This window comes from Caldisericum exile AZM16c01 (assembly GCF_000284335.1).
GTDB lineage: Bacteria > Caldisericota > Caldisericia > Caldisericales > Caldisericaceae > Caldisericum > Caldisericum exile.
Genome location: NC_017096.1, coordinates 366,439 through 391,559, shown reverse-complemented (window position 1 = coordinate 391,559; position 25,121 = coordinate 366,439). Strand labels below are relative to the sequence as shown.

Annotated in this window: 22 protein-coding genes; 12 read left to right on the top strand and 10 right to left on the bottom strand. The window is 36.0% G+C overall.

The window, feature by feature from the left end:
* Positions 1–43: 43 nt before the first annotated feature.
* The 6 genes from CSE_RS01870 (at position 44) to lpdA (ending at position 3,846) form a co-directional block, all read left to right on the top strand.
* The gene (locus CSE_RS01870) at positions 44–283 is read left to right on the top strand and encodes a sulfurtransferase TusA family protein (protein WP_014452933.1); all 240 of its coding nucleotides are present in this window, start codon (positions 44–46) and stop codon (positions 281–283) included.
* 26 nt (positions 284–309) lie between these two features.
* Positions 310–1,326: a YeeE/YedE family protein gene (locus CSE_RS01865; RefSeq protein ID WP_014452932.1), complete on the top strand. Its 1,017-nt coding sequence runs from the start codon at positions 310–312 to the stop codon at positions 1,324–1,326.
* Between the two features lie 61 nt (positions 1,327–1,387).
* Positions 1,388–1,741, top strand: coding sequence for a DsrE/DsrF/TusD sulfur relay family protein (locus tag CSE_RS01860; RefSeq protein ID WP_014452931.1), 354 nt, complete (start codon positions 1,388–1,390; stop codon positions 1,739–1,741).
* Between the two features lie 10 nt (positions 1,742–1,751).
* A complete protein-coding gene (locus CSE_RS01855; RefSeq protein WP_014452930.1) occupies positions 1,752–2,111 on the top strand; it encodes a DsrE family protein in 360 nt (119 codons plus the stop codon).
* 9 nt (positions 2,112–2,120) lie between these two features.
* Complete coding sequence (gene tusB, locus CSE_RS01850) at positions 2,121–2,399, top strand: sulfurtransferase complex subunit TusB (RefSeq protein ID WP_014452929.1); 279 nt, start codon at positions 2,121–2,123, stop codon at positions 2,397–2,399.
* A 55-nt stretch (positions 2,400–2,454) separates the two neighbouring features.
* Positions 2,455–3,846, top strand: coding sequence for a dihydrolipoyl dehydrogenase (gene lpdA / locus CSE_RS01845; RefSeq protein ID WP_014452928.1), 1,392 nt, complete (start codon positions 2,455–2,457; stop codon positions 3,844–3,846).
* A 53-nt stretch (positions 3,847–3,899) separates the two neighbouring features.
* Here the strand turns inward: lpdA and CSE_RS01840 are convergent, their stop codons facing one another.
* Entirely contained in the window at positions 3,900–5,252 is a 1,353-nt protein-coding gene (locus CSE_RS01840; RefSeq protein ID WP_014452927.1) for an acetate kinase, read from the bottom strand.
* Complete coding sequence (locus CSE_RS01835) at positions 5,253–5,885, bottom strand: redox-sensing transcriptional repressor Rex (protein WP_014452926.1); 633 nt, start codon at positions 5,883–5,885, stop codon at positions 5,253–5,255.
* Between the two features lie 118 nt (positions 5,886–6,003).
* Here CSE_RS01835 and mnmA point away from each other — a divergent pair, with 118 nt between their 5' ends.
* From mnmA to CSE_RS07840, 6 genes are read left to right on the top strand one after another with little or no spacing between them, the layout of a single operon-like run.
* Positions 6,004–7,020 carry a tRNA 2-thiouridine(34) synthase MnmA gene (gene mnmA / locus CSE_RS01830; protein ID WP_014452925.1) on the top strand — a complete coding sequence of 339 codons (1,017 nt, stop codon included), beginning with the start codon at positions 6,004–6,006 and terminating at the stop codon, positions 7,018–7,020.
* A 23-nt stretch (positions 7,021–7,043) separates the two neighbouring features.
* On the top strand, positions 7,044–8,099 hold the full coding sequence (locus CSE_RS01825) for a hypothetical protein (protein WP_014452924.1): 1,056 nt from the start codon (positions 7,044–7,046) through the stop codon (positions 8,097–8,099).
* A gap of 4 nt (positions 8,100–8,103) precedes the next feature.
* On the top strand, positions 8,104–9,078 hold the full coding sequence (locus CSE_RS01820) for a DNA polymerase III subunit (RefSeq protein ID WP_014452923.1): 975 nt from the start codon (positions 8,104–8,106) through the stop codon (positions 9,076–9,078).
* Positions 9,075–9,818, top strand: coding sequence for a regulatory iron-sulfur-containing complex subunit RicT (gene ricT, locus CSE_RS01815; RefSeq protein ID WP_014452922.1), 744 nt, complete (start codon positions 9,075–9,077; stop codon positions 9,816–9,818). The genes CSE_RS01820 and ricT overlap by 4 nt, the downstream gene beginning before the upstream one ends.
* Entirely contained in the window at positions 9,805–10,347 is a 543-nt protein-coding gene (locus tag CSE_RS01810) for a TIGR00725 family protein (RefSeq protein ID WP_014452921.1), read from the top strand. The genes ricT and CSE_RS01810 overlap by 14 nt, the downstream gene beginning before the upstream one ends.
* Positions 10,344–13,427 carry an AAA family ATPase gene (locus CSE_RS07840; protein WP_014452920.1) on the top strand — a complete coding sequence of 1,028 codons (3,084 nt, stop codon included), beginning with the start codon at positions 10,344–10,346 and terminating at the stop codon, positions 13,425–13,427. Before CSE_RS01810 ends, CSE_RS07840 begins: the two co-directional genes overlap by 4 nt.
* A gap of 4 nt (positions 13,428–13,431) precedes the next feature.
* Here the strand turns inward: CSE_RS07840 and CSE_RS01800 are convergent, their stop codons facing one another.
* The 8 genes from CSE_RS01800 to ileS form a co-directional block, all read right to left on the bottom strand.
* A complete protein-coding gene (locus CSE_RS01800; protein WP_014452919.1) occupies positions 13,432–14,289 on the bottom strand; it encodes a sugar ABC transporter permease in 858 nt (285 codons plus the stop codon).
* A complete protein-coding gene (locus CSE_RS01795; protein ID WP_014452918.1) occupies positions 14,286–15,254 on the bottom strand; it encodes a carbohydrate ABC transporter permease in 969 nt (322 codons plus the stop codon). The genes CSE_RS01800 and CSE_RS01795 overlap by 4 nt, the downstream gene beginning before the upstream one ends.
* Positions 15,255–15,308: 54 nt before the next feature.
* Positions 15,309–16,517 (bottom strand): sugar ABC transporter substrate-binding protein, encoded by a 1,209-nt coding sequence (locus tag CSE_RS07835; RefSeq protein ID WP_014452917.1) that lies wholly within the window; start codon positions 16,515–16,517, stop codon positions 15,309–15,311.
* Between the two features lie 1,143 nt (positions 16,518–17,660).
* Positions 17,661–19,163 carry a histidine ammonia-lyase gene (hutH, locus tag CSE_RS01785; protein ID WP_014452916.1) on the bottom strand — a complete coding sequence of 501 codons (1,503 nt, stop codon included), beginning with the start codon at positions 19,161–19,163 and terminating at the stop codon, positions 17,661–17,663.
* On the bottom strand, positions 19,147–19,866 hold the full coding sequence (locus tag CSE_RS07830; protein ID WP_014452915.1) for an HAD family hydrolase: 720 nt from the start codon (positions 19,864–19,866) through the stop codon (positions 19,147–19,149). The genes hutH and CSE_RS07830 overlap by 17 nt, the downstream gene beginning before the upstream one ends.
* On the bottom strand, positions 19,863–20,522 hold the full coding sequence (locus tag CSE_RS01775) for a potassium channel family protein (protein WP_014452914.1): 660 nt from the start codon (positions 20,520–20,522) through the stop codon (positions 19,863–19,865). The genes CSE_RS07830 and CSE_RS01775 overlap by 4 nt, the downstream gene beginning before the upstream one ends.
* 10 nt (positions 20,523–20,532) lie before the next feature.
* Complete coding sequence (locus tag CSE_RS01770; protein WP_014452913.1) at positions 20,533–21,888, bottom strand: TrkH family potassium uptake protein; 1,356 nt, start codon at positions 21,886–21,888, stop codon at positions 20,533–20,535.
* The gene (gene ileS, locus CSE_RS01765) at positions 21,885–25,031 is read right to left on the bottom strand and encodes an isoleucine--tRNA ligase (protein ID WP_014452912.1); all 3,147 of its coding nucleotides are present in this window, start codon (positions 25,029–25,031) and stop codon (positions 21,885–21,887) included. The genes CSE_RS01770 and ileS overlap by 4 nt, the downstream gene beginning before the upstream one ends.
* Positions 25,032–25,121 lie beyond the last annotated feature (90 nt).

The following is a 25,121-nucleotide window of genomic DNA, read 5'->3' as shown; positions in this document are numbered from 1 at the left end:
CCCTCTTGGATAAATTCAAAAATTTTAAAAGGAGGTATTAAAAATGGCTGAAGTAAAACCAAATTACACCCTTGACGAAAGGGGAGAGGTTTGTCCAATTCCAGATGTTGACACAAGAAAAAAATTGAAAGAGATGAAATCTGGAGAAATTCTTGAAGTGCTAATCGATTATGCACTTTCTAAAGAAAGAATTCCCGCAGGTGTTAAGGAAATTGGCGGAGAAGTCCTTTCAATTGAAGAGATTGGACCAAGTGAATGGCGTATCCTCATTAAAAAACTATAATCTCAAATCAATAAAGGAGGTAGGATATGGATCCAAGATTACAAGGCTTATTAGTCGGTATCATTTTCGGAGTGCTATTACAGAGAGGAAGACTTTGCTTTAACTCTGCAATTAGAGATGTTAAATTGACAAAGGACAACTATCTTATGAAAATGGCACTCCTTGCGATCATGGTTGAAACAATTGGCTTTCAACTTGCAGCGCAACTTGGATGGATTAAGCTTAATCCTCTTCCATTTGTTCCTTTAGCACAAATTATTGGTGGGTTCCTTTTTGGAATGGGAATGGTACTTGCAGGAGGATGCGCAAGTGGAATTACCTATAGAGTAGGCGAAGGTTACATTACAGCATTTGTTGCGGCGGTCTTCTTTGGCATCACTGCTGCAGCAGTTAGAGGTGGACCACTTCAATTCGTAAATAAATGGTTTGGAAAGCCAATTACCACAACAAATAACCCGACAGGAGTATATGCTGCAACAGACGGAAAAATCAACCTAACAATTGCAAACCTTTTAAATATTAATCCATGGATTATAGCTATTATCTTTGCAATTATTCTCTTGGTTGTGATACTCGTGTGGAAAACAACAGAAAGGAAAACCACAGGTCTTACATGGCTTTGGGGTGGAATCCTTGTTGGAATTACAGGTATAGTTGCATACATTTCACAAAAATCCTATGCACTTGGAATTACGGGTGGCTGGGTAAATCTCTTCAGGACTACAACTGGAAACCTTGATATTTCAAAAGGTGTTCCATACAATTGGATTGGAATGGAAGTTCTTGGAATAATCATTGGTGCGTTTATCGCAGCACTTGCTACCAAAGAATTCAAGCTAAGAATGCCAAAGAATCCGCAAACCTTTGCACAAGTCGCACTTGGCGGCATTTTAATGGGATTCGGTGCAGGAGTTGCGTATGGCTGTAATATAGGACACATTCTTTCAGGTCTTCCACACCTTGCAATAAGTTCCATTCTCTTTACGATATTCGCAGTCGCAGGTAACTGGTTGATGGTTTGGTATCTTTTTGAAAGAAAGTAAATACATAAAAAATAATGGGGGGCACATTTGCCCCCAACTAAATTAAATAGGAGGTAAATGTATGCACATAACAATTCAAACAAACGTATCGCCATATACAAACGAAGATTTAGACACAGCAATTCGTATGGCAGAAATATTCTTAAATAGAGGCCATAAAGTTTCCATTTTTTTGTTTGCAGATTCTGTACTTGCTGCAAATAAACTTGTTAAGCCAATGAGAATAGATAGAAATATCCCAATGAAATTACAGGAACTTGCATCAAAAGGAGTTGAAGTACACATCTGTGGTCTTTGTGCCGAATATAGAGGATTAACTGAAGAAATGAAAATCGAAGGCGCAAAATTCTCAGGTGTACCCGAGATGGCTGCCTTGATTTTTGAATCAGATAGATACATTAATCTCATGCCGTAGGAGGTAGAAAATGAAAAAAATATTGTTCGCAGTTTATACTTCACCTGCAGGAAGTATCTGGATAAACGAAACTTTTAGAAGTATTTTTGGAATGTATGGACAAGACATTGAGCCTGTAGCCCTTCTCTTAAATGAAGCAGTTCTTGCTGTTCACACAAATTGCAAACCAGAGCTGTGTGGCGTATTGCCACTTTCAATTACATTTAGATACATCGAAAAATATGGTACAAAGGTATATGCAGTGAAAGAAGATCTTGAAAGATTTGATATTAAAGAGAATGAAATTGATACCCATTGGAATTTGCAAATACTCTCTAAGAGTGACCTTCCCGAGTTTCTCCACTCTTTCGATAATGTAATTTTCTTTTAGGAGGAAGATATGGCATTAATAATCATAAAGAAATCCCCAGACTATCAAGTTGCTCATCTTTTATTGGAAATTGCCTTACCTCAAGATAAGGTAATTTTTCTTCAAGATGGTGTCCTTTTTGCTGTTGAAAAAGACGTAAAAACACTTGTAAAAGATGGCGTTGAACTATTTGCGCTAAAAGAGGATTTTGTAGCCCGTGGATTCGATGAAAAAGAAAGTTTGGTACCCCTTATATCTTACGATGAATTTGCAGAAATTGTTGAGAAAGAGCCAAAGATTATTTCATGAAAACTTAAAGGATGGATTTTTCCCTCCTTCTTTTATAATTAATTGGAGGTGAACGATGGAAGAATTTGATGTAATTGTGATTGGATCAGGCTCTGCAGGATACGTATCAGCAATTAGATTGGGAGATTTGGGAAAGAAAGTTTTAGTTATTGAAAATAGAGTCCTTGGTGGTACATGTCTTAATAGAGGCTGTATTCCAACAAAAGCAATTTTAAAAGCAGCAGATGTATATAGGGAGGCACATGAATCCAAAATCTTTGGAATTACAGTAAATGATGTATCATATGATCCAAATGGTATAAAATCCTGGAAGGAAACAGTTGTAAAAAAACTCGTTTCAGGTGTTGAATTTCTTCTAAAGGCAAGAAAAGTAGAAATTAAATATGGGAGAGGGTACCTAATTGATGGAAATACCGTTGAGGTTGAAACTTCACAAGGAAAAGAAATTTACAAAGGTAAGGACATTGTCATAGCAACAGGTTCAGAGCCTGCAATGATTCCTGCATTCAAAATCGATCACATAAACGTGCTTACCTCAGACGATGCACTTGAACTTACAGAATATCCTAAAAATATGATCATTGTAGGTGCTGGCGCAATTGGTATGGAATTTGCAACATTCTTTAATTCATTTGGCACAAAAGTGACAGTTATTGAAATGATGGAAACAGTTGTCCCAACCCTTAAAGACAGAAAACTTACAACGCTTATCCAGAGGATTTACCAAAAAAGAGGCATTGAATTTAAATTAGGACAGAAAATTGAAAGTATCGATGTAAAAGACGATCGCGTAAATCTTACCTTAGGAAATGGCGAAGTGCTCGAAACAGAAAAGGTGCTTGTATCAATTGGAAGAAAACTCAATTCAGAGAATATTGGCCTTGAAAAGGTTGGAATCCAAACTGACAGAGGGAAAATTGTTGTTAACGAGTTTTTAAGAACAAACATTGAACATCACTATGCAATTGGAGATGTAGTTGGAGGACTTCTTCTTGCCCACAAAGCAATGAAAGAGGGAGAAGTTGTTGCAGAAATCATTGCAGGACATGAAACAAAGATGGACTATAGAGTTGTGCCTTGGGCAATATTTACAACACCTGAAATTGCCTCTGTAGGCTTGACAGAAGAGGAAGCAAAAAATCAAGGTATTGACGTTATAACAGGAGAATTTCCGTTTACGGCAAATGGAAAAGCAGTCTCAATGAATGCAACAGATGGCACTGTTAAGGTCGTTGCAAGAAGCGATACAAAAGAAATACTTGGTGCTCAAATCATAGGACCTGAGGCATCAGTGATGATTTCAGAACTTGCTCTTGCAATAAAGAATAGATTAACACTCAAAGACGTGGGCGATACCATTCACACGCATCCAACACTTCCAGAAGCAGTAATGGAAGCAGTAAAAGTACCGTTAGGAGAAGCAGTTCACATAGTTGTAAGAAGATAAAAATTTAGGGGGCTCAGTTGCCCCCTTTTTCTAATTAATACTTACGATATATACTAAAAATCAACCCCTGGAATTTTTGCTTTAATCTCTGCAAGTTCAGGCTTTTTCTCAACTTCTTTTGCAAAATTCTCTTCTCTTAACAAGTTTTTGTAATGTGGACTCTGGAAGGAATACGTAAAATTGGTGTGCACATCGTATCGCCCCTCCATTATTGCAACCGTATCTTCAGTCATTACCAGTTCCTCATCTGTGGGAATTACAAAAACTTTTATCTTAGAGCCATCGCCTGTGATATCAGTTTCTGCATTCCTTGTAAGGGAAATATTGTTTTTCCTCTTGTCAATAACGACACCAAAGTTTTCAAGTCCATCAAGCGCCTTTTCACGGAAAATCGGACCCATTTCGCCAACACCTGCAGTAAATACAATAGCATCAACACGACCTAACACACCCATATAAGAAGAAATGTATTTTTTAAGTCTATAGGTTTCAATAGCAATTGCAAGTTGTGCAAGATGATCGCCCTCATCTGCAGCAACTTCAACATCTCTTCGGTCAGTATATTTACCATTTGTAATACCAAATACGCCACTCTTCTTATTCAAGACGTCGTTCATTTCCTTCGTAGATAATCCTAACCTCTCCATCATGTAAAGATCAATTGCAGCATCATGGTCGCCTGCGCGTGTGCCCATAACAAGCCCTTCAAGAGGTGTAAAGCCCATACTTGTATCAACAGAAATACCGTTTTTAACGGCATCGATACTTGCACCATTTCCAAGGTGAGCAATAACAACATTTGTCTCAAAAGGATTTTTTCCTAATAGGACGGCGGTTCTTTTCGCAACATAGAGGAATGATGTGCCATGGAAGCCATACCTTCTTATATGATATTTTTCATACCACTCCCTTGGAAGTGCATAAATGAATGCATGTTCTGGCATTGTTTGGTGCCATGCCGTGTCCATCACTGCAACGTGCGGCACATCTGGAAGGATACTCATTGCGGCTCTTATTCCCATAATATTGGGTGGGTTGTGAAGCGGAGCAAGATCCTGAAGTTCTTCAAAAGTTTTCAACGCTTCATCAGTAACTAAAACAGATTTATTAAACTTTTCTCCACCATGCACAACTCTGTGCCCAACTGCTTTTACTTCTTTTACATCGCTAATAACACCAATTTCAGGGTCAGTAAGTGTCTTTAAGATAAGTTCAATCGCTTCTTTATGAGTAGGACACTCACTTTGAATTTTTACAGAGTCACGTCCCGGTACTTCATGCTTTATAAAGGAGCCACCAATTGTAACACGCTCCACAATTCCTTTCGCTAAAATCCTTTTTTCGCTCCATCGATAAAGTTGGTATTTAACCGAAGAGCTACCACAATTTAATGTCAATACATCCATCTATTCCTCCCATTTATTTTTGATTAGATATGAAATTATATACAACTTCTGTGTTAGGTCAACATCCAGAATTACAATTTTTCTTCGGGTTTTAAGATTTAAAGTGACTGGAGCGAAATTTAAAATTCCCTTAATTTTACTCTTTGCTAAAATTCCTTCTATATCTGAAACCGCCTCAGTCGGCACGGCAACAATAGCAATTTCTATATTTTCTTTATCTACAACTTCTCCAAATTTTTCAATGTGATATACAGGAATGCCGTTTGTTTTTTTATTTATTTTTTCTGGATCAATATCAAACAATGCTTTCACATCGTATCCAACTTCTTTAAATCCCTTATACCTTGAGAGTGCCGTACCTAAGGAACCTGCTCCTATGATTGCAACATTCCATTTTCTCTTTGTCTTCAAGATTTTATCAAGTTTCTTCAAAAGTGTTTCAACATCATAACCTTCACCAGTCTTGCCGAACTTTCCGAAATAAGAGAGGTCCTTTCTTACCTGCTCTGGAGTTGTCCTAGTGTTAATTGCCATTTCAAACGAAGAGATTTTTTTAACTCCTTTCTCTTTTAAATGTCGTAAACATCTTACGTAAATAGCAAGTCTCTCAATTGTTGCAAACGGTATATCCATTTGTACCTCCTTACAATATTTTTTTCACAATTGCAATGTAAAATCAGTTTATTTTACATCAAGATTTAAAAAAGTCAAAGCGTTTTGAAATTTTGTGAAAACGTTATAAAATCATAACATGAAAGTTTATGTCGGCGTAAGCGGTGGCGTTGATAGTTCTGTTGCATTATACCTTTTAAAAGAGCAAGGATATGATGTCATTGCAGTATTCTTCAAATTAGAAAAAGAGGAAAATTTATCAAGATGCTGTAATGTTTCAAATGCACAGATTGTTGCAAGAAAGTTTGAGGTGCCTTTTATAGAAGTTGATGTTTCGGAAGAGTTTAAAGAGCTTGTTAAAGGATATTTCTTTGAAAGTTTAAAGAGAGGTTTTACGCCAAATCCATGTACAGTTTGTAATGAAAAAATAAAGTTTGGCATTGGTTATGAAAAAACAAGATCACTTTTTGGAGAAGGTCTTTTTGCAACAGGACACTATGCCCGTATTGAAGATTTACATCTCAAAAAAGGAATCGACCAAATAAAAGATCAATCGTATATGCTTTGGCGCCTTAAAAAAGAGGACTTACAACACATCATATTCCCATTAGGAAACTACCTTAAAAGTGAAGTTAAAAGCATTGCAGAATTCTTAGGGTTGCCCCCATCTAAGGAAAGCGAAGACCTCTGCTTCATAAAAGGTAATATAAAAGACACCATTAAAGAAATTCTTAAAGATAATGAAGGAGACATTATTGATAAACATGGAAACATTTTAGGTAAGCACCGAGGTGTACAATTTTATACCATAGGACAGAGAAGTGGACTTCATGTTTCTTACAAGGAACCTTTATATGTAATAGATACCGATCCCATCAATAACACAGTAGTCCTGGGAACATACGAAGATTGTCTCTTTAAAGGAGCAGAATTAACCGAAATAAACACCCTTGAAGAGATTGAAACCAATAAAGTTTATAAAGCAAAAATAAGGTATCAGTCAAAGCCACAAGAGTGTATAGTTAAAAACAAAAACGGACAAATTGAGGTAGAATTTTTAGAAAGGCAGTTTGCAGTCACTAAAGGGCAGAGCCTCGTTGTTTATGATGAAGATATTGTAGTTTTAGGTGGTGTAATCAAAAGAGCACTAAAGTAGTAAAATATTACAAGGAGGTACATATGAAAATTGCACCGAGAGAATTAATATGGAAAGACTTCAGAAAGTTGCAAAAGGAACACGATTTATACACATCTCCAGAAGTTGAAGATTTGCTTTTCATGCAGACAATTGAAGGACATTCCCACAACGGAGACGGCGCTTTCGAAGGTAGAAAATTTGTTGATACAACAATCGATGATATCGTAATCGCACTTGGAAGAGATTCTTTCATTGTAAGAAGTTCAAGACAACTCCTTATAGACGAGATTTACGAATACGCAAGAGCAGTAATGAAAGGCCAAAAAAGAAACCACCTTGTTAACAAAAAAGGCGAGCCCCTTATGCGCTGTCCGCTATTCCTTGAAATTGAGGTTGACCCAGACTCTGTCTTGATGGGACTATATCTTGGTGGTTTTATGGATGATTTTGAAACAAGAAAACTTGCAAACCAAAAGTTTAACCTCAATATGGGCGGGGGAAAACCATACCTTGTCGATATGCATGTTATGGAAAAATTGGGACTTGATGGCGAACAACTTGCACATGGCGATCATGAAGATAAACTTGATGAATATAGAAAAGTTGGGCTAATTATTGATCCTTCAAATGTCGATTTTCTTAAGCACTCTTACATAAGATTTCAGTATATAAGACATAAAAAAGGACTTGGCGTTTCGGATGACCTTGCACTACTTGTTGCAGGCAAACTCTACAACACAAGTGTTGCATTAGGCGCATATCTTGCCGATGCAATTGATACTTTAGATAAATTTTCGCTACACTTCTTCGAGCAGGACGTAGCCCTTGCAGAAGAAATTGAAAAGAATTTTTCAAATCTTACAAAAGATGATGTCCTGAATTTTATAAGGCTTATTGCAATACCTGAAGGCATGGAAGAAGACATTCCTGATTCTTCGCAACGCTATTTCCTTGAAATAAATAAAGACGCACAAATCACTACACTTGAGTCGCACTTACGATATCTTGAAGGAGAAGCATACCCTCAGTTTAAGATTGCATATGAAAGAGTTTTAAATTCTGATTTGTATAACTATGTAGAAAAGATTTTGGGGTAGCGCATTGGGGCTTAAAAGAGTTTTGGGACAGGACAAAACAATAAATTATTTGAGGAAACTTTTAGAGAAAAGAAACCTTCCTTCAACACTTATATTCGTAGGACCAGAGGGTGTTGGAAAAAAACTTACAGCAGTTGAGTTTGCAAAAGCTTTAAATTGCAAGGTTGACCCACTTAACGGTTGCGATACTTGTAAATCTTGCATTGCTATTGAAAACCGAGTACACCCAAACTTAAAAATCATTGAAAGTGATACCATTGGTATTGATGATATCCGTGAAACTATTGATAATTCATATGTGCCTTACGAGGGAATCAAAGTAAACATCTTTGTTAATGTAGAGAATGCAACAATTCAAGCATTCAATAGTATGCTTAAATTCCTTGAGGAGCCACCCAAAAACACCTTAAATATACTAACCTGTGAAAATTTAGAAAACCTTCCAGAAACAATTGTTTCACGAGGAGTTGTCGTAAAATTTGAAAAACTACCTTTTGAAGTTATTAAAGAAATAGTAAAACAATTTGTTGAAGACGATGAAAAAGCCTCAACCATCGCACATATTTTAAATGGAACCCTAAAGAATCTTTCACAATTGACAAAGGATGAAGTATATAAAAAAAGAAAGCAACTTTTAACATCATTTTTGAACCTTATAAAGAAAAAAGAAACGGGAACGAAATTTATTGTAAAATTCAAGGATTACTACGGAGATTTTAATTACATCACAGTTAACGATTTCATAGATGAAGCAATAGACTTGCTTAGAGACATTATATTTATCATAGTTAAAAAAGAAACGGAAATTGTAAAAAACATTGACTTATTAGGTTTTATTGCAGATGAATTTCTTGCATTCAATTTAAAAAGGTTAAAAGATATATATGAACTTCTTGGTAAAGCAAAAGAGGGCCTTTTGACAAATGCAAATACAATGCATATAATATTAAGTGTGATATTTACAATTGAGAACATGTGAAAGGATTAAGAATGGAAGCGATACAAAATGGTGTGATATTAGTAGGTGTAATGTTAAGGAAAGACATGCATACGTATTTTATACCGAGAGAAGAACTCTCCCTCAAAATGAGGGACCTTGTGATAGTTGAGAAAAATGGTTCTACTATACTCGGGAAGGTTGTTCGACCTTATGTAAAGATGGATGTAAAAATGTACGACAAATTGAAAGAGAGATTTGGAATATTAAGAATTCTGCGAAAGGCAAATGAAGAGGACCTTAAATACTTCGAAAACCTTGCTAAAAAAGAAAACAACGCATTTAAAATATGCAAAGAAAAAATAAGAGCACATAGTCTTCCAATGCACCTTATTGAAGCAATTTGGGACGAAAGTGAGAAGGAATATGTGTTTTATTTTACGGCAGATTCGCGTGTTGATTTTAGAGCCCTTGTAAAAGATCTTGTTTCAACTTTCAACACGAAAATTAAGTTATGGCAAGTTGGAGCAAGAGATGCAATGAAATTCTTTGGTGGCATAGGACCATGCGGATACCCAGTGTGCTGCACTAATTTCCTTAAAGATATAGAAAGCGTTGAACTTACATACGCAAAAATGCAGAACCTTCCAATGAATGTATCTAAAATAACAGGAGCCTGTGGGAGGCTTGTTTGCTGCTTACGTTACGAACTAAAAGAAGGAGAGTCTATTAAGTTAGACCAAATAAAGTTAGAGGATATAAATTTTGATGGAGAAGAATAAGTTAAGAGTAGGGCTTATAGGCACTTCTGAAAGGCCAAACGAACCTGTAAGTGAAAATGTTAAAAAGATTGCTTACAGATTTGGGTATCTTGTAGGTATTGAAGGATTTATTCTCTTTTCAGGTGGCCGTGATGGTGTAATGGAAGCAGCATGTAAAGGAAACTTTGATGCACATGGGATAAATGTCGGCATTCTTCCGTCAAACAGTGTAACTGAGGCAAATCCATATGTAACAATTCCAATTACAACAGGTTTGGGAATGGATTTTCGTTCAATTCTTATGATCCATACAGTTGATATAACAGTCATGATCGGTGGTAAGATTGGCACTCTTCTTGAACTTGTATCAACATATCAAAACGGAAAGCCTGCAATTATAATAAGAGGAACAGGCGATTTTGCAGACTCAATTGAGAGAATCCTCATTGAAGGAAAATACTTTGATTCGCGAAGAAACTCAGAAATATTTTTTGTAGAATCTCCAGATGAAGCAATTGAAAAGATAAAAGAGATCTTTCACATCAAATGATACCAGAAGTATTGAAGATCAAAGGTTTTTTAAGTTATAGAAAAGAGACGACTATTGATTTTAACCAAATCGGAGATGTTATCCTCATCACGGGGGATAATGGCCACGGTAAATCTTCAATTATTGACGCTATCGTCTATGCGCTTTTTGGAATTGCTCGTGGCATCTCAAGAAACAAACAAGATATTGTGAATATTGACGAAAATACTCTTTCAGTTGAACTTATATTTAAAGAAAAAGGTAAGCGATATAGAATTAAGAGAACCTATAGAAAAGATAAAGAAACTTCAGGACTCATTTTAGAGGAATTCGACACACAAACGGGTAATTTTAAAAACATAAGCGAAGGAAAAATCTTAGATACAGAAGAGAAAATAAGAAAAATCTTAGGTTTCAATTATGAAACTTTCATTGGTGCATCTTTCATTTTACAAGGAGCAGCCGACTTTTTCACAACAAAGACCCCTTCAGAAAAGGCAGAATTACTTCGGGAAATGCTTGGCCTCGATATTTACGAGCAAGCAAAAGAAATCGCAAAAGTAAGAAAAAAGGAGACGCTCACCACCATAGACATTCTTGAAAACGAGATAAAAGCAAAAAGTGAGTTAGTTTCAATGGAAAAAGATATAGAACTTGCAAAAGAGAAGTTGGATAATGAAATCTTGTCTTATAACTCAAAAATAGAGACTTTAAAAACACATCTTGACGATCTTGGTAGGAAAAAAGAGGAATTGTTGAAATTGAAAGAGCGCTTTGAAAGTTTCAAGAGACTTAAAGAGGAAATCGAAAAGCGTTTGAACAATCTACTTAAAGAGAAAGAAAGTATTCAAAAAAGCCTTTCGGAATTTAGAGAATTGATAAACGAAAGAGAAGAAATTACAAATAATTTTGAACTGCTTAAAGAAATCCGCTCAAAAAAAGAGAAAGAAAGCGAAAAAGAAAGAGAATTTATTCAACTGAAAAACGAGAAAATAACAAAAGAGAAGGAAATAAAGTCAAAAGTAGAAGCAAAAAACAAAGAGTTTGAGATGCACAAAAACGCCTTAAATGAGGCTCAAAAAGAAATCGCTTTAAGTAAAGAAAAGATAAAGAAATTCGAAGAAGAAAACGTTTTACTTAGCAAGAAATATGAAAGCCTTTTGCAAAAAAAAGAAATAATTCAAAAAGAAATTGAAGAATTGACGACAAAACTAAACAATATTTTAATAAAAGAAGAACGATTAAAAAACGAAGAAAATAACATCAGAAATTTAGAAAAGAGCTTAAATGATTCCATAAAAAGATACGAAAAAGAAAAAAAGGATCTCGAAAATAAAATTTCACAAGACTCAAAAAATTTAAATCTTTTCAATAGCTCTATTAAAGAAAACGAGGGAAAATTAAGAGCACTTTTGGAGAAGAAAAATAAACTTCAGGAAAAAATTTCAAAAAGAGAAACAATTCAAAAAGAAATTGAAGAACTTTTAAGAGAAATTTCAGGGCTTGAGAAAAATCTTGAATTGGAAAACGAAAAAATAAATCTAATTTCTGAGACAACAACTGCAAAATGTCCTTTGTGTGGAAGCCCGCTTACAGAAGAGCACAAGAAAAACCTCTTAGAAGATTTCAAGAATAACACTATCATACTTTCAAGCCAAATTAAGGAGTTAAAAAGCAAAAAAGAAATTTTAGAAAACAACCTGAAAGAATTGGAAGATCTTTCTCAAAAACTCTTAGAAACAGATATTTCAATTGCAAAAGTTGAAGAATCACTTAAGAATTTTGAGGAAAAGAAAAAAAATTTAGAGGAGGAAATAAAGGAAAAAACATTAAGTCTCGAAGAAATAGAAAAAGAACTTAAAAACTTAAACGAGAATACGAATTTAGAAAATTCAAAGAAAGAACTGTTGCACCTAAAAGAAGAAATTAAGGACAAGGACACAATCCAAAATATATTAAACAAAAAGCAAGAAGAATTAAGCAAAATTGATGACCTTATCCGAAAAACTCAAAATCAACTTGTTGAAATTTCAACAAATTTGAAAAACGAAACTGCTATTCTTTCAAAACTTCAAGAAAAAGAGGCATTAGAACAAGAAATTTTATCGAACTTAAGAAAAGAAATCGACGAAAAAACTTTTATTGAAAATGAAATCAAAGAATTAAAGGTGCTTGAAGAAAGAATAAGGCTTCTAAACTTTGATGAGCAAACATATAACGATCTCAAAGAAAAAGAGAATGCTCTCAAAATTTACGAAGATAAGTTTACAAAACTTGCTATTGCAGATGCAAAGATTGAGGAATTAAAAAAACAAAACGAGAAAAACGAAGAGGAAATACATAAAGAAAAAGAAGGAATTAAAAACATACAATCGGAAATTCAGGAAACTTTTTACAATTTGAGTAATTTAGGTTATGTCGAAAAAGAGTTTGAAAAAGCTTTATCTGATCTAAGTGCATTGCAAGAAGCATTAAATGAACTTCTTGTTAAAAAGACAAGGTTAGAGGAAAACTTGAAAGAAATTGAAAATATAAAAAGAGAAATCAACGATAAAAGAGACCTTATTGAAAATAACCGCAAAAGACTTGAAGCATTAGAGGCGCTCGAAGAAATTCTTGGAAGAAACGGGGTTCAGCTTTCCATAATAAGCGACTATCTTCCGCACCTCGAAAACGAGGCAAACAGGTTTCTCCAGAGACTTACAGATGGTAAAATGTATCTTAAGTTTTTAACTGTGCGCGGCGACAAAAATTCTGAAAAGCCAACTCTTGATATTATTATCTACGATAGAGGCATTGAAAGGCGTTACGAACTATTTTCAGGTGGAGAGAAATTTAGAATTGACTTTTCTTTGCGTTTAGGAATCGCTAAGTTCCTTGCAAATATTAGAAATGCAACTTTGGAAACGCTTGTAATAGACGAGGGTTTTGGAAGCCAAGATTTAAAAGGAAGGACAAATATCCTTGAAGAAATAAACAACATAAAGAGTGACTTCAAAAAAATTCTTATAATAAGCCACCTAAACGAAATAAAAGAGAACTTCTCCAATCAAATAAGGGTTGTAAAAGACGACTACGGCTCTCATATTGAAATACCATAATTAACTACCCTTTAACTGCACCAAGCGTAAGACCTGAAACAATATACCTTTGGAGAAGATACCAAACAATCATGACGGGTAGAGAAATAATTATAGAGAACGCAGCAAATTGAGACCAGGGTGTATTCCATTGCCCTTGCATATTGTAAAGAGTCATTGCAAGCGTAAAATTCTCTGGCTTCGTTAAGAAAGTCCATGCAAGCATCCATTCCATCCAGCCATTCATAAAGCCAAACAAGAATGTAACCGCAATTGCTGGAAAAGATAGAGGTAAAATTATTTTTACAAATGCTTGATTTCTATCACAACCGTCGACAAGTGCAGCCTCCTCAAGCTCTCTTGGGACCGTATCAAAGTAGCCTTTAAGATTCCAGATTGCAAAAGGAACTGATCCTGATGCATATGCAACAATGAGTCCGTAAAGGGTATTTCTTATATGAAGAAGCGTTAAAATTACAAAAAGTGGAGCAAGCGTTGCTGTAGCAGGAAGCATTTGCGTTACAATAAAAGAAAGCAAACCAACTTCTCTCCCAGGGAACTTAAACCTTGAGAATGCGTAAGCTGCAGTCGATGCAAGTGCAACTGATAGAAGTGCAGTGCCTGCAGCAACAAACAAACTATTAAAAAGAAGTTTCCCAAACGATACTGGGTATGCTTCATACGGTCGAGTCAAGACTTTTATATATGCATCAAGTGTTGCGTTTTTTGGAATAATTTGAAGAGTCGTAGGATGAAGCACATTAATTGGGTTCAACGACATTGACACAATCCATAACATGGGAAATACAGCAGTAGCAATCCAGAAAATTATGTAAGCATGGATGTAGAGGTGTTTTAGTCTTTCAATTAATTGTCTTTTCATATTTGACTCTCCGTCGCCTTTGTAACCCTGTTTGTAAATAGGGTGATACCAAGCAAAATAAAGAATACAACAAGTCCAAATGCGCTTGCAATTCCATAAAGTCCACCAGGGTTAACAATCTTATATGCTTGTGTTACGAGAATTTCAGTTGTGCCAAGTGGACCTCCCCCTGAAACAAGATAGATAACATTAAATTGATTAAAAGTCCAAACAATTCCAAGCATTATTGCAGGAAGCATTGCCGATCTAATTAGCGGAAGCGTAATTTTGAAGAATTTTCCACGTTCATTAACCCCGTCGATTTCTGCTGCCTCGTAAATTTCGTGTGGAATGCTTTGAAGCGCACCGGTTGCAACAACCATCATAAAAGGAAACCCAAGCCATACATTCGTAATGAGATCTGCATAAAAAGCATAAGATAAAAATGGAAGAATTTTTATCGGAGCATTAGGATTTGTAAGCCATGGAATTTTTACAACATGACCAAGGATAGAACCTAAAATTTGATTTACAGCACCAAAATCTACATCAAACATATTTTTCCATATAAGAGCACTAATATATGAGGGAACTGCCCATGGGATAACAAGAAGGGTCCTATATATCTTTTTCAGTGCAAGACGGGGTGTATTCAATGCAACCGCAAGGCTTATTCCAATGGTTACGTGCAAAAAAACGTTTGCAAAAGTCCAAACAACATTAAAACCAAAAGTTCTCCAAAAATTAAAGTTCTCGAGAGGCACCTGATTTTTAAAAATTTTTATGAAATTTGCAATGCCTACAAATTGAGGATGAGGGTTTCTTAAGTGTGTTATATTAAAGTTTGTGAAAGCCATCCACATCTGATATAGAATCGGAAACGCAGTTATCAAAGCCATTACAATTGCAGACGGTAATATGTAATAGTATGCAAGTTTATGTCTTCTTATTTGTTCCCAAAGAGAAACATCTGATTTATCAGCCATTTTCTACCTCTTAAAACAAAAGGGGGCTTTCGCCCCCTTATTATATCAATTTACCTACTGTCCTCTCATTGCATTGATCTTGTCCTGAATTGTCTTCTGCGCTGTGTTAATTGCATCCTGTGGTGAAGCTTTTCCTGCAAGGACTGAATCAATGGCGGTTTGCATTGGATCCCAAACTGCGCCCATTTCCGGTGCAATTGGCATGGAAACACCAGTCTTCATCTGAGTAAGGAAGCCTGAGATAATTGGGTCAGATGAAGTATCCACTTTTACATTAGAAGGAATATGCTTTGCTTTTTGGAAAAACTCTTGCTCTATTTCTGGGCTTACCATGAATTTAATGAAATCAATTGCTGCCTTTTTCTGAGTTTCGCTTATGTTTGCGTTAACAAAGAAATCTTTTGTGTTTACAAATGGAGCAAAAGGCTTACCAGTATCAGCAAGAACGGGCATTGGTGCAACACCAACTTTATCACCAAGTGCCTTTGTGTAGTCACCAACTGCCCAAGGGCCATTAATTATCATTGCTGCTTTACCTTCTTTAAACATTGAATCAGCCTTACCATAGTCATTTGCAACAATGAAATGAGGATCAGACGCTAATTTCTTAAGGAAGTTAAGTGCAATAACGCCGCCATCACCTTGATTGACAACTGCATTGTAATTATCATCAAAAAGTTTCATACCCGCTGCAAAAAAGTATCCTGCTGTGAAATAGAAGCCAGAGTTATACACAAAACCATAAGTATCGCCTTTTGAAAGTGAATCAACAAGTGTTATTAACTCATTTGTATCCTTTGGAACATTTGGAACAAGGGATTTGTTGTAAATAAGTGCAACACACTCAGTTGATTCAGGGAATGCCATCATGTGCCCTTTAAACTTTACCTGATCTAATGCTCCTTGAACGTAATCTGCAAGGAACGTTGAATCAAAGTATGAATCAAGTGGAGCAATAAGATTTGCATTTGTGAATGCACCAATCCAGTCTGCAGGGCCAACAAGAATATCTGGTCCACCACCCGCTGCTGCCTCTGTTTGATATTTGTTTTGCAACTGATCAAATGGAACTTGAAGTTGGTTAATTGTGACCTCTGGATGTTTTTGGTTGTACTTTGCAATTGCATCATTCAGTACATCAAGTTCTGCACCACTCCATGAGTGCCAGATCGTAAGTGTTACTGGTTGCGCTTTTGGTTTGCATCCCGCAAAAACGGATGAAACGAGAGCAATCATCAATACTGCAACTAATACTTTCTTCATACCTACCTCCTTCTTTTTTAATTTTTACACTAAATAAAAAATTCTTAACATTATTATATGCAACTTTTAAATCAAGTCAACATGGAAAATGCGTTATATTTTAAAAAATACAAAAAGATTTGCTTTCCTCTCAATATTCCTCGCCTAAGCGAAAATAGGCACTAGCCAAATAGCGCAACTCTTTTGGGAAGTCATATAGAACAAACGCAATGGATTCCCAAAAATAAAATGGCAAACTACATCTTTCAACCCTTCTCTTTCAATGAAATACTTCTCTTTCAACGACTGTCATTTGGAACACAGTGAGAAATTTCCTCAATTTGAGGGGGAAAGACCCCCTCAACATCCCCCAAAAAAATCACTAAGTCACTCCGAGGAATGAAATGACGAGGAGTCTCCTCCTTTAAGGAAAGTTAGAGGGAGTCTTGTAAATCCCCCTCTATTAAAGGAGGGGATTCCTCGTAGCTTCTCCACTTCGGAACGACAAACGACGGTCATTTCGAACGTAGTGTGAAATCTCCTCATTTCAATCTGAGGGGGAAACTACCCCTCAATACTCCCCCAGTAACACAATTACCTTGTATTCATGCCGAAATGACTTTCTAAGGCATCTCCTTCTCTCAATCTGAGGGGGAAACAACCCTTAATACTCCCCCAAAACAGTCATCCCGAACGAAGTGAGGGATCTCCGCCTTTTCAGGGGGGGAGTTAGAGGGGGAGCTTTGTTAATCCCCCTCTAAGGTAGGTATTCCTCGCCTTCGGCTTCGGAATGACTTTTAATGGTCACCAAGAGAAGCCTTTTTCGGGATCTACCAACTTAAAGTAAAAACGAAAGGTTAATATTCTTAAAAACCATTAAGATAATTTTGCTACAGTGCTTATAAATGTATATTGAATAACGATTTTTAGTTATAACCATAAATTTTTAACATTAACAAAATTTAATATTTATCAAAATAATATAGATACTAAAAATGTTATTTGGCAAAAAAGTGGTCATTTTAAGGGTTTCTTTCTTCACATTTTTATCACAATTTTGCTATAATATATAGCGACGATAGATCAATCAAAGTCTATCAATCAAATTGGTCAGCAAAGGCCTGCGTTTCCCTCCTCCTTTTCGCAGGCTTTTGCTTTTTTTATTCAAAATAAATGCGCCTTCAATGCTCTTTCGACCAACTCAATGTCGTAAGAAAATATCCTATCCTTATTTGCAAATGGAACTATAGAGCGAACCTTAGTGAAAATCTCTTTTGTGCCAATGCCAACCGAATCGTAATCTTCAATTTCTTGCAACACCATCTCAAGCGCTTGTGCACCAATAATTAACTCTATTGCAAGAACTTTCCGCACATTATCAAGCACTTTCCTTGCCTTTAAAACAGCATTCATTCCCATACTTACAAAGTCTTCCTGATCAGCAGAAACTGGAATTGAATCAACGCTTGCAGGGTGTGAGAGCGTTTTATTCTCAGAAACAAGAGATGCTGCCGTATACTGCAAGATCATCATTCCTGATTCAACACCAGGATTGTTCGCTAAAAATGGCTTAAGCCCGCTTAAAACAGGATTTAAAAGCCTATTTATACGTCTTTCTATCATAGAGGACATACTTGTCAAAACAATTGAATACAAATCCATTAAAAATGAGAGAGGTTGTGCATGAAAATTGCCTCCTGAGATAATGCTACCATCCTCGAAGATCAATGGGTTATCAGTTGATGAATTAATTTCTTTCTCAAGAAAACTTTTAATGTAATTGATATTTTCAAAAACTGCACCATATACCTGTGGCATACAGCGTAAAGTGTATGCATCCTGAACTCGGTAAGAGGTGTTAACGAGTTTGCTATTCTTAATGATTCTGAGAAATTTTTCGCTTATGATTTTTTGTGAGTCTGAATTTCTTGCTACATGAATTCTATCATCAAAAGGCGCAGTTAATCCACGTAGTGCCTCAAAGGATAAAGCAAATGATTTTATAGCAATATCGAGAAGGTATTCTGCTTCACTTACAAGAAGCGAAGAAACACCTGCTTCGAAGGAAGTACCATTAATGAGGGCAAGTCCTTCTTTCGGAGCAAACTCACTTAGAGATTTAAATTCGTATAATGGTGCCACTTCTTCGAACTCAACAATTTTGTCATCTTTGAAAACTCGTCCCTTACCTAATAAAAGCAAGGCAATGTGCGCAAGTGGGGCAAGATCACCTGATGCACCAACCGAGCCATAAAGAGGCACATAGGGATAAATTTTCTTATTAAGAATTTCAACAAGTTTTTCTAAAGTTTCCTTCCGTATACCTGAATTACCTTTTGCAAGTGAATTCACTCTCACTAAAATTGCGGCACGAACTTCTCTCTCCGTAAATGACTCGCCAACACCCGATGAATGACTTAAAATTAAGTTTTGCTGAAGTTTTGAAAGTTCATCTCTACCAATTACAACATCTGCAAGTTTTCCAAATCCTGTATTTATGCCGTAAACGGGGTGATTTTCTTGGACAATTTTTTTCACGATTTCAGAGGAGTGTTCAACTTTAACTAATGCGTTATCATCAATTGAAACATTAGAATACTTATCTGCAACAAGAACTACATCATCGATCGTAAGACTATGACCATCAATACTAATTGAATTTTTCATTAAGCACTCTTTCTAGTTCTTCAAAAGATTTTACATAAGGCTCGACTTGAGGATTATCTTTTCCTTTTGCATAAAGAATTGCATTAAAACCATAAGATTTTGCACCCATAAAGTCCAGATTTACCGAATCTCCAATGTGCACTACCGCCTCTTTTTCAAGATTCAACAGATTCTTTGCATAGTCAAAAACTCTTGGATCAGGCTTTCTAACACCAATCTCATCTGAGAAAATAAAGTGAGCAAAATAATCTCTTATGCCATACATCTCAAGGATATTTAAAAGGACGTTTCCGGGTGTTCTTCCCGTATTAGAAATAAGGACAAGTGTATACTTTTTACTTAATCTCATGAGCACCTTAGGGACTGATTGCTCCGTTAAAATTGGGGGATTTTCAAGTATCACCGTTTTGTAATACTCTACAATTTTTTCAAATTGTGCATCTGTATATGGAACTTTAAGGTAATTTTCAAGAAGCATTTTCACCTGGTCTTCAGGGAGAATTGACCATGAATTTTGAGGTGATGGATGCTTAAATGCTTCAGTTAGATCTGTAAAAAATCTCATTATATCGTCTATTCGCTCATCATTAAGATTTAATTCTTTAATGATAAATCTTGCACGCTGTTTATCTCTTTCCAATTCGTTTGAGTCCTTGTCCTCAATGAGAGTTTCCCATAGATCAATTGTAAGGGCCTTTATCACTTTTCAAACGCCTCCTTAAAAGCAACAAGATCTTCTGTCCTTCCAATTATAAATATTACATCGCCGTCAAGTAATTTTTCTTGAGCACCAGGTGAAACAATTACATCTTCACCTCTTCTTATGGCGATGACAGTTACGCCAAACTTATTTCTCAATGCAAGTTCTGCAAGTGTTTTTCCGATGAGATCTTTGTGAATGACCTTATATTCAAGAAGATCAACTTCTGGTGTTATCTCTATATAATCGAGTATATTTGCTGAAGTAATTCTATTAGCAATTCTTACTCCCATATCCTCCTCTGGAAACACAACTTCTTTTACTCCAATTTTTCTTAAAACTCGACCATGGATATGAGAATTTGCCTTTGCTATTATATGATGTATTCCCAACTCTTCAAGAATTAGTGCAATTAAAACGCTTGACTCAACATCACCTACAGCAATTATTACAGTATCGCAATTCTTAATTCCAGTTTCTTCAAGTGCTTCTGGATTTGTTGCATCAACAATTTCCGCAAAAGATACCTTGTCTTTTATTGAATCGATAACAGACTCATCGTTATCAATTGCAAGAACAGGATATCCCAAACTTTCAAGGCTTAAAGCAACAGCAGTGCCAAACTTACCAAGTCCTATAACTCCAAATTGTTTTTTCATACCCACCTCCCTAACCAACGGCAATGTCCTCTTCAGGAAATTGAGGCATTGCACGAGTCTTTCTAACACTAAAACTAACCATTATGGTTAATGGTCCAACTCGCCCTATAAACATTGTAAGAATAATTATCAATCTTGAAAATATAGACAAATGAGATGTAATTCCAGTAGTAAGTCCCACTGTCCCAAAGGCTGATGTTACCTCAAATAAAACCTGCAAGAAAGAAAATTCTCTTCCCTGATTTACAAGAATGAGAAATGTAGAAATAAGAATTAGCGTCAAAGCAAAACCAAAAATGAAAATTGCCTTTCTTATTGTCTTTAGGGGTAATGTCCTCCCTGAAACTACGATTGGTGCTCTCTCCCTATACGCGTTAATAATTAGGAAAACAAGAACAGTGAATGTTGTTGTTTTTATTCCACCTGCAGTGCCACCAGGTGAACCACCTATAAACATAAGAATAATGAGGAGTAAAAGAGTCGGCTGATTAAGGCTTGCAATGTCAACTGTATTAAAACCTGCCGTCCTTGGAGTAATCGACTGGAAAAAGCTTGCAAGGACCTTACCATAAAATGGAAGTTTTGCAAGTGTATTAGGATTTCTATACTCAATAAGGAAAATTAAAAGCGCACTAAAAACAATAAGTATACCAGTTGTTCTTATGACAATTTTCGTGTGCAAAGAGAGTTTTTTAACATTGTCACCTCTTAATCGTGCCAAACTCAACTCAATAAGTTCTCTTATCGTAAGAAAACCAATACCGCCAACAACTATAAGGAGCATTACCGTAATATTGACAATTGGGTCATTAACAAATGGGGTAAGGCTTACAAAGTCACCCATCACATCAAAACCTGCATTACAAAATGCGGAAACCGAATGGAATATCGAAGCCCAAATCGCCCTATATAATGGAAACATCCTGGCAAATCTTATGAATAAAAAAATCGCACCAAGCCCTTCCATTATAATGACTGTGTAAAAAACAACTTCCGCAAAAAGAATTATTTTTCGTAAGTGAGGGACATTAAGACCTTCCTTTAAAACGACTCGCTCTCTCAGTGCAACTCTTCTTCGCAAGCCAATTAAAACAAATGTTGCAATGGTCATATATCCAAGTCCACCGACCTGAATAAGGAGAAGTATAATCAGTTGTCCAAAGAAAGACCAGTAATTGTATGTGTCAACAACAACAAGCCCTGTTACGCATGTTGCAGATGTTGCAGTAAATAATGCAGTAATTGGGTCAGTAAAAGTGTAAGATCTACTTGAAAAAGGTAACATCAAAAGCACTGCCCCCGTTAGTATTACGCCTGCAAAACTTGCAAGAACGAACTGCACGGGGGTCAGTTTAAATTTTTTCATAATTTCTTCACTTTAATTGTATATGTTTTGCTACCTACATCAAGTGAATTTGAAATATCAAATTCTTCAAGGTCTTCCTTTATTTCGGTTGAAAGTGTCTCTTCTTTTATGTAGTCCTCGAATTCTTTTATGACTTCATCTTTCGGAAGTATTGAAGTAACTATTCTATCTGCAATATCATAGTTTACTTCCTTTCGCATATTTTGTATCATATGCACAATCTCACGCGAAATTCCTTCTTTGATAAGGTTATCCGTTAATGTTGTATCAAGGAATACAAAATTCCCATTTTCAAAAGCACCAATGTAGTTTCCATGTCCTTTTACCTCCACAAAGACGTCTCCCATTGTAAGCCTTATAGGTGTATTATCAACATTTATCTCCGCAGACCCACCTTTTAGAAGTGACTCAACAACGCCTTTATCCTTTAAGTGTTCTATGATTTTTGGAAGTTTGTTTCCATATGTTTGTCCTAATGTCACCAGATTTGGTTTAAGGATAACCTCACCATATGGCTCAATAGAGGTATCAAGGACAATGTCTTTAACGTTTAATTCCTCAGCGATTACCGGGATATTTTCCTTTACAAAGTCCTTATGGGAGTTATCTTTGATTACCACTACGAGTTTTGAAAGAGGTTGCCTTACCTTAATCTTTGAATCTTTTCTAAGACTTCTTCCCATTGAGGTAATCTCGATAACAAGCTCCATATTGAGAATAAGTTCCTTATCGATTAACTCTTCATTTTCCTTGGGATAATCTGTCAAGTGGACACTTTCAGGCAAATCAGGATAAATTGGTTTTACAAGCCTTTGATAAAGTGCTTCAGAGAGGAATGGTGTAAAAGGTGCAAGGATATAAGAAAGTTTTACAAGCACTTCATAGAGCGTAAGGTAGGCAGAAATCTTATCCTCGTCATTCTCGGATTTCCAGAATCGCCTTCGAGAACGTCTTACATACCAGTTGGAAAGGTCATCCACAAATTTTTGAATATCTTTCGTGAGTGGTGTAATTTCAAATTTGTCAAACCTATCCCAAACCTCTTTGTTAATCTCCTCTACGCGCGCAATTATCCATCTATCAAGGATGTGTCTTTCTTTAACTGGGATATATTTTACCTCTTTCGGATTGAATTTATCGAGGTTCGCATACATAGAGAAGAAGGAATAAACATTTCTCAAAGGAATTATAAATTCTTTCATTGCGTCGTTTACAACGTTTGGCCCAAACCTTCTTGGAAGCCACGGTGGAGAAGCAGTGTAAATTGCCCACCTAAAGGCATCTGCACCTTGCACATTTAGGATCGTCCAAGGGTCAATAACATTTCCTTTGGACTTACTCATCTTTTGCCCTTTTTCGTCAAGAATAAGTTCAAGACACATGACAGTTTTGTATGGAGCAACACCTTTTACGAGAGTTGATATTGCAAGAAGAGAGTAAAACCATCCCCTTGTTTGGTCAATTGCTTCGGTTATAAAATCTGCAGGAAAGTTTTGTTCAAATTCTTCAACATTTTCAAATGGATAATGCAATTGCGCAAAGGGCATCGCACCAGAGTCAAACCATACATCAATTACTTCAGGTACCCTTGACATTGTGCCACCACATTTGGGACATTTCAAGTGAATTCTATCGACATACGGCTTGTGTAGTTCTATGTTATCAGGCACATCCTCAATTGCTTTCTCCTGCAATTCTTTTATACTTCCGATTGCTTCAACATGGCCACAATTTTCACATTTCCAGATATTTAAAGGTGTTCCCCAGTATCGCTCTCGCGACAAAGCCCAATCATTTATGTTTGCAAGCCAATTTCCAAAGCGACCATACTTAATTGATTCAGGGAACCAATTAACAGTTTCATTATTCTTGACAAGTTGCTCCCTCAAGGAAGACATCTTAATAAACCATGAGCCTTTTGCATAGTACAGAAGTGGTGTTCCACAACGCCAGCAGAAGGGATAATCATGTTCGTATAATTCCTTCTTAAATAAAAGCCCTCTCTTTTTGAGATCTTCGATAAGCAAAGGATCTGCATCTTTTACAAATTTTCCTTTGTATGGACCTTCTGTTAATTTTCCTTCGAGGTCAACAAGTTGAATTATGGGAAGATTATAAGTCCTACCCACATTGAGGTCATCCTCACCAAAGGCTGGTGCAATATGAACAATTCCAGAGCCATCTTCATTTGTAACAAAATCTGCAAGGACAACCCTATGTGCTTTTTCTTCATCTTCTTTCTTTAAATCAATATATCTAAAAGGTGGCTCATATTTTAGGCCTTCAAGTTCGTTTCCCTTAAGTTCCTTTAATAACTTATAATCAACACCCTCATGTCCAAGTATTGCATGTGCCCTATTTTTCTCAAGAATAAATTTCCTTCCATCAAATTCAACCAAAATGTATGTAAATTCAGGATTTACAGCAGCAGCAACGTTTGAGGGAAGAGTCCATGGAGTTGTAGTCCAAACAAGAAGGCTTGTATCGGGGAGTCGCTCATCTTTTATGGGGAAGAAAACGTAAATTGAAGGATCTTTAACCTTTTTGTAGCCTAATGCAACTTCGTGAGAAGATAGGGTTGTTCCACACCTTGGGCAATAAGGAACAACTTTGTGTCCCTCATAAAGAAGCCCTTTATTGAAGACTTCTTTTAGAATCCACCAAATTGTTTCAAGATAATAATTTTCGTAAGTCTTATAGGCATTTTTCATATCAAGCCAAAAACCAATTCTTTCGGTCATCTTTTCCCAATCATCAACATATTTCATAACAGATTCTTTGCAGAGTTGATTAAATTTTTCAATACCATATTCTTCAATTTCTCTTTTGGTGTGTATGTGAAGCATCTTTTCAACTTCTATTTCAACAGGCAAACCCTGTGTATCCCATCCTCCGCGCCTTGGCACATAATACCCAGTAAGAGATTTAAATCTTAAAACGGTATCCTTGTAAATTCTTGAAAGGCCGTGGTGAACACCCGGCTTTCCATTTGCAGTAGGTGGCCCTTCATAGAATACAAACCGAGGCTTGCCTTCTCTTATCTTGAGACTTTTTTCAAAAATCTTATTCTCTCTCCAAAACTCAATCAGTTTCTCTTCTTCTTGAGGTATGTTTTTTACATCTTCAAGTTTCTCAAATTCCATAAAAACCTCCACTCTCGTTAATTTACACTCTCATGAAATTAAATAAATTATACTAAAAATTTACTTCTATTCAAAAAGTTCTCTTCTCCA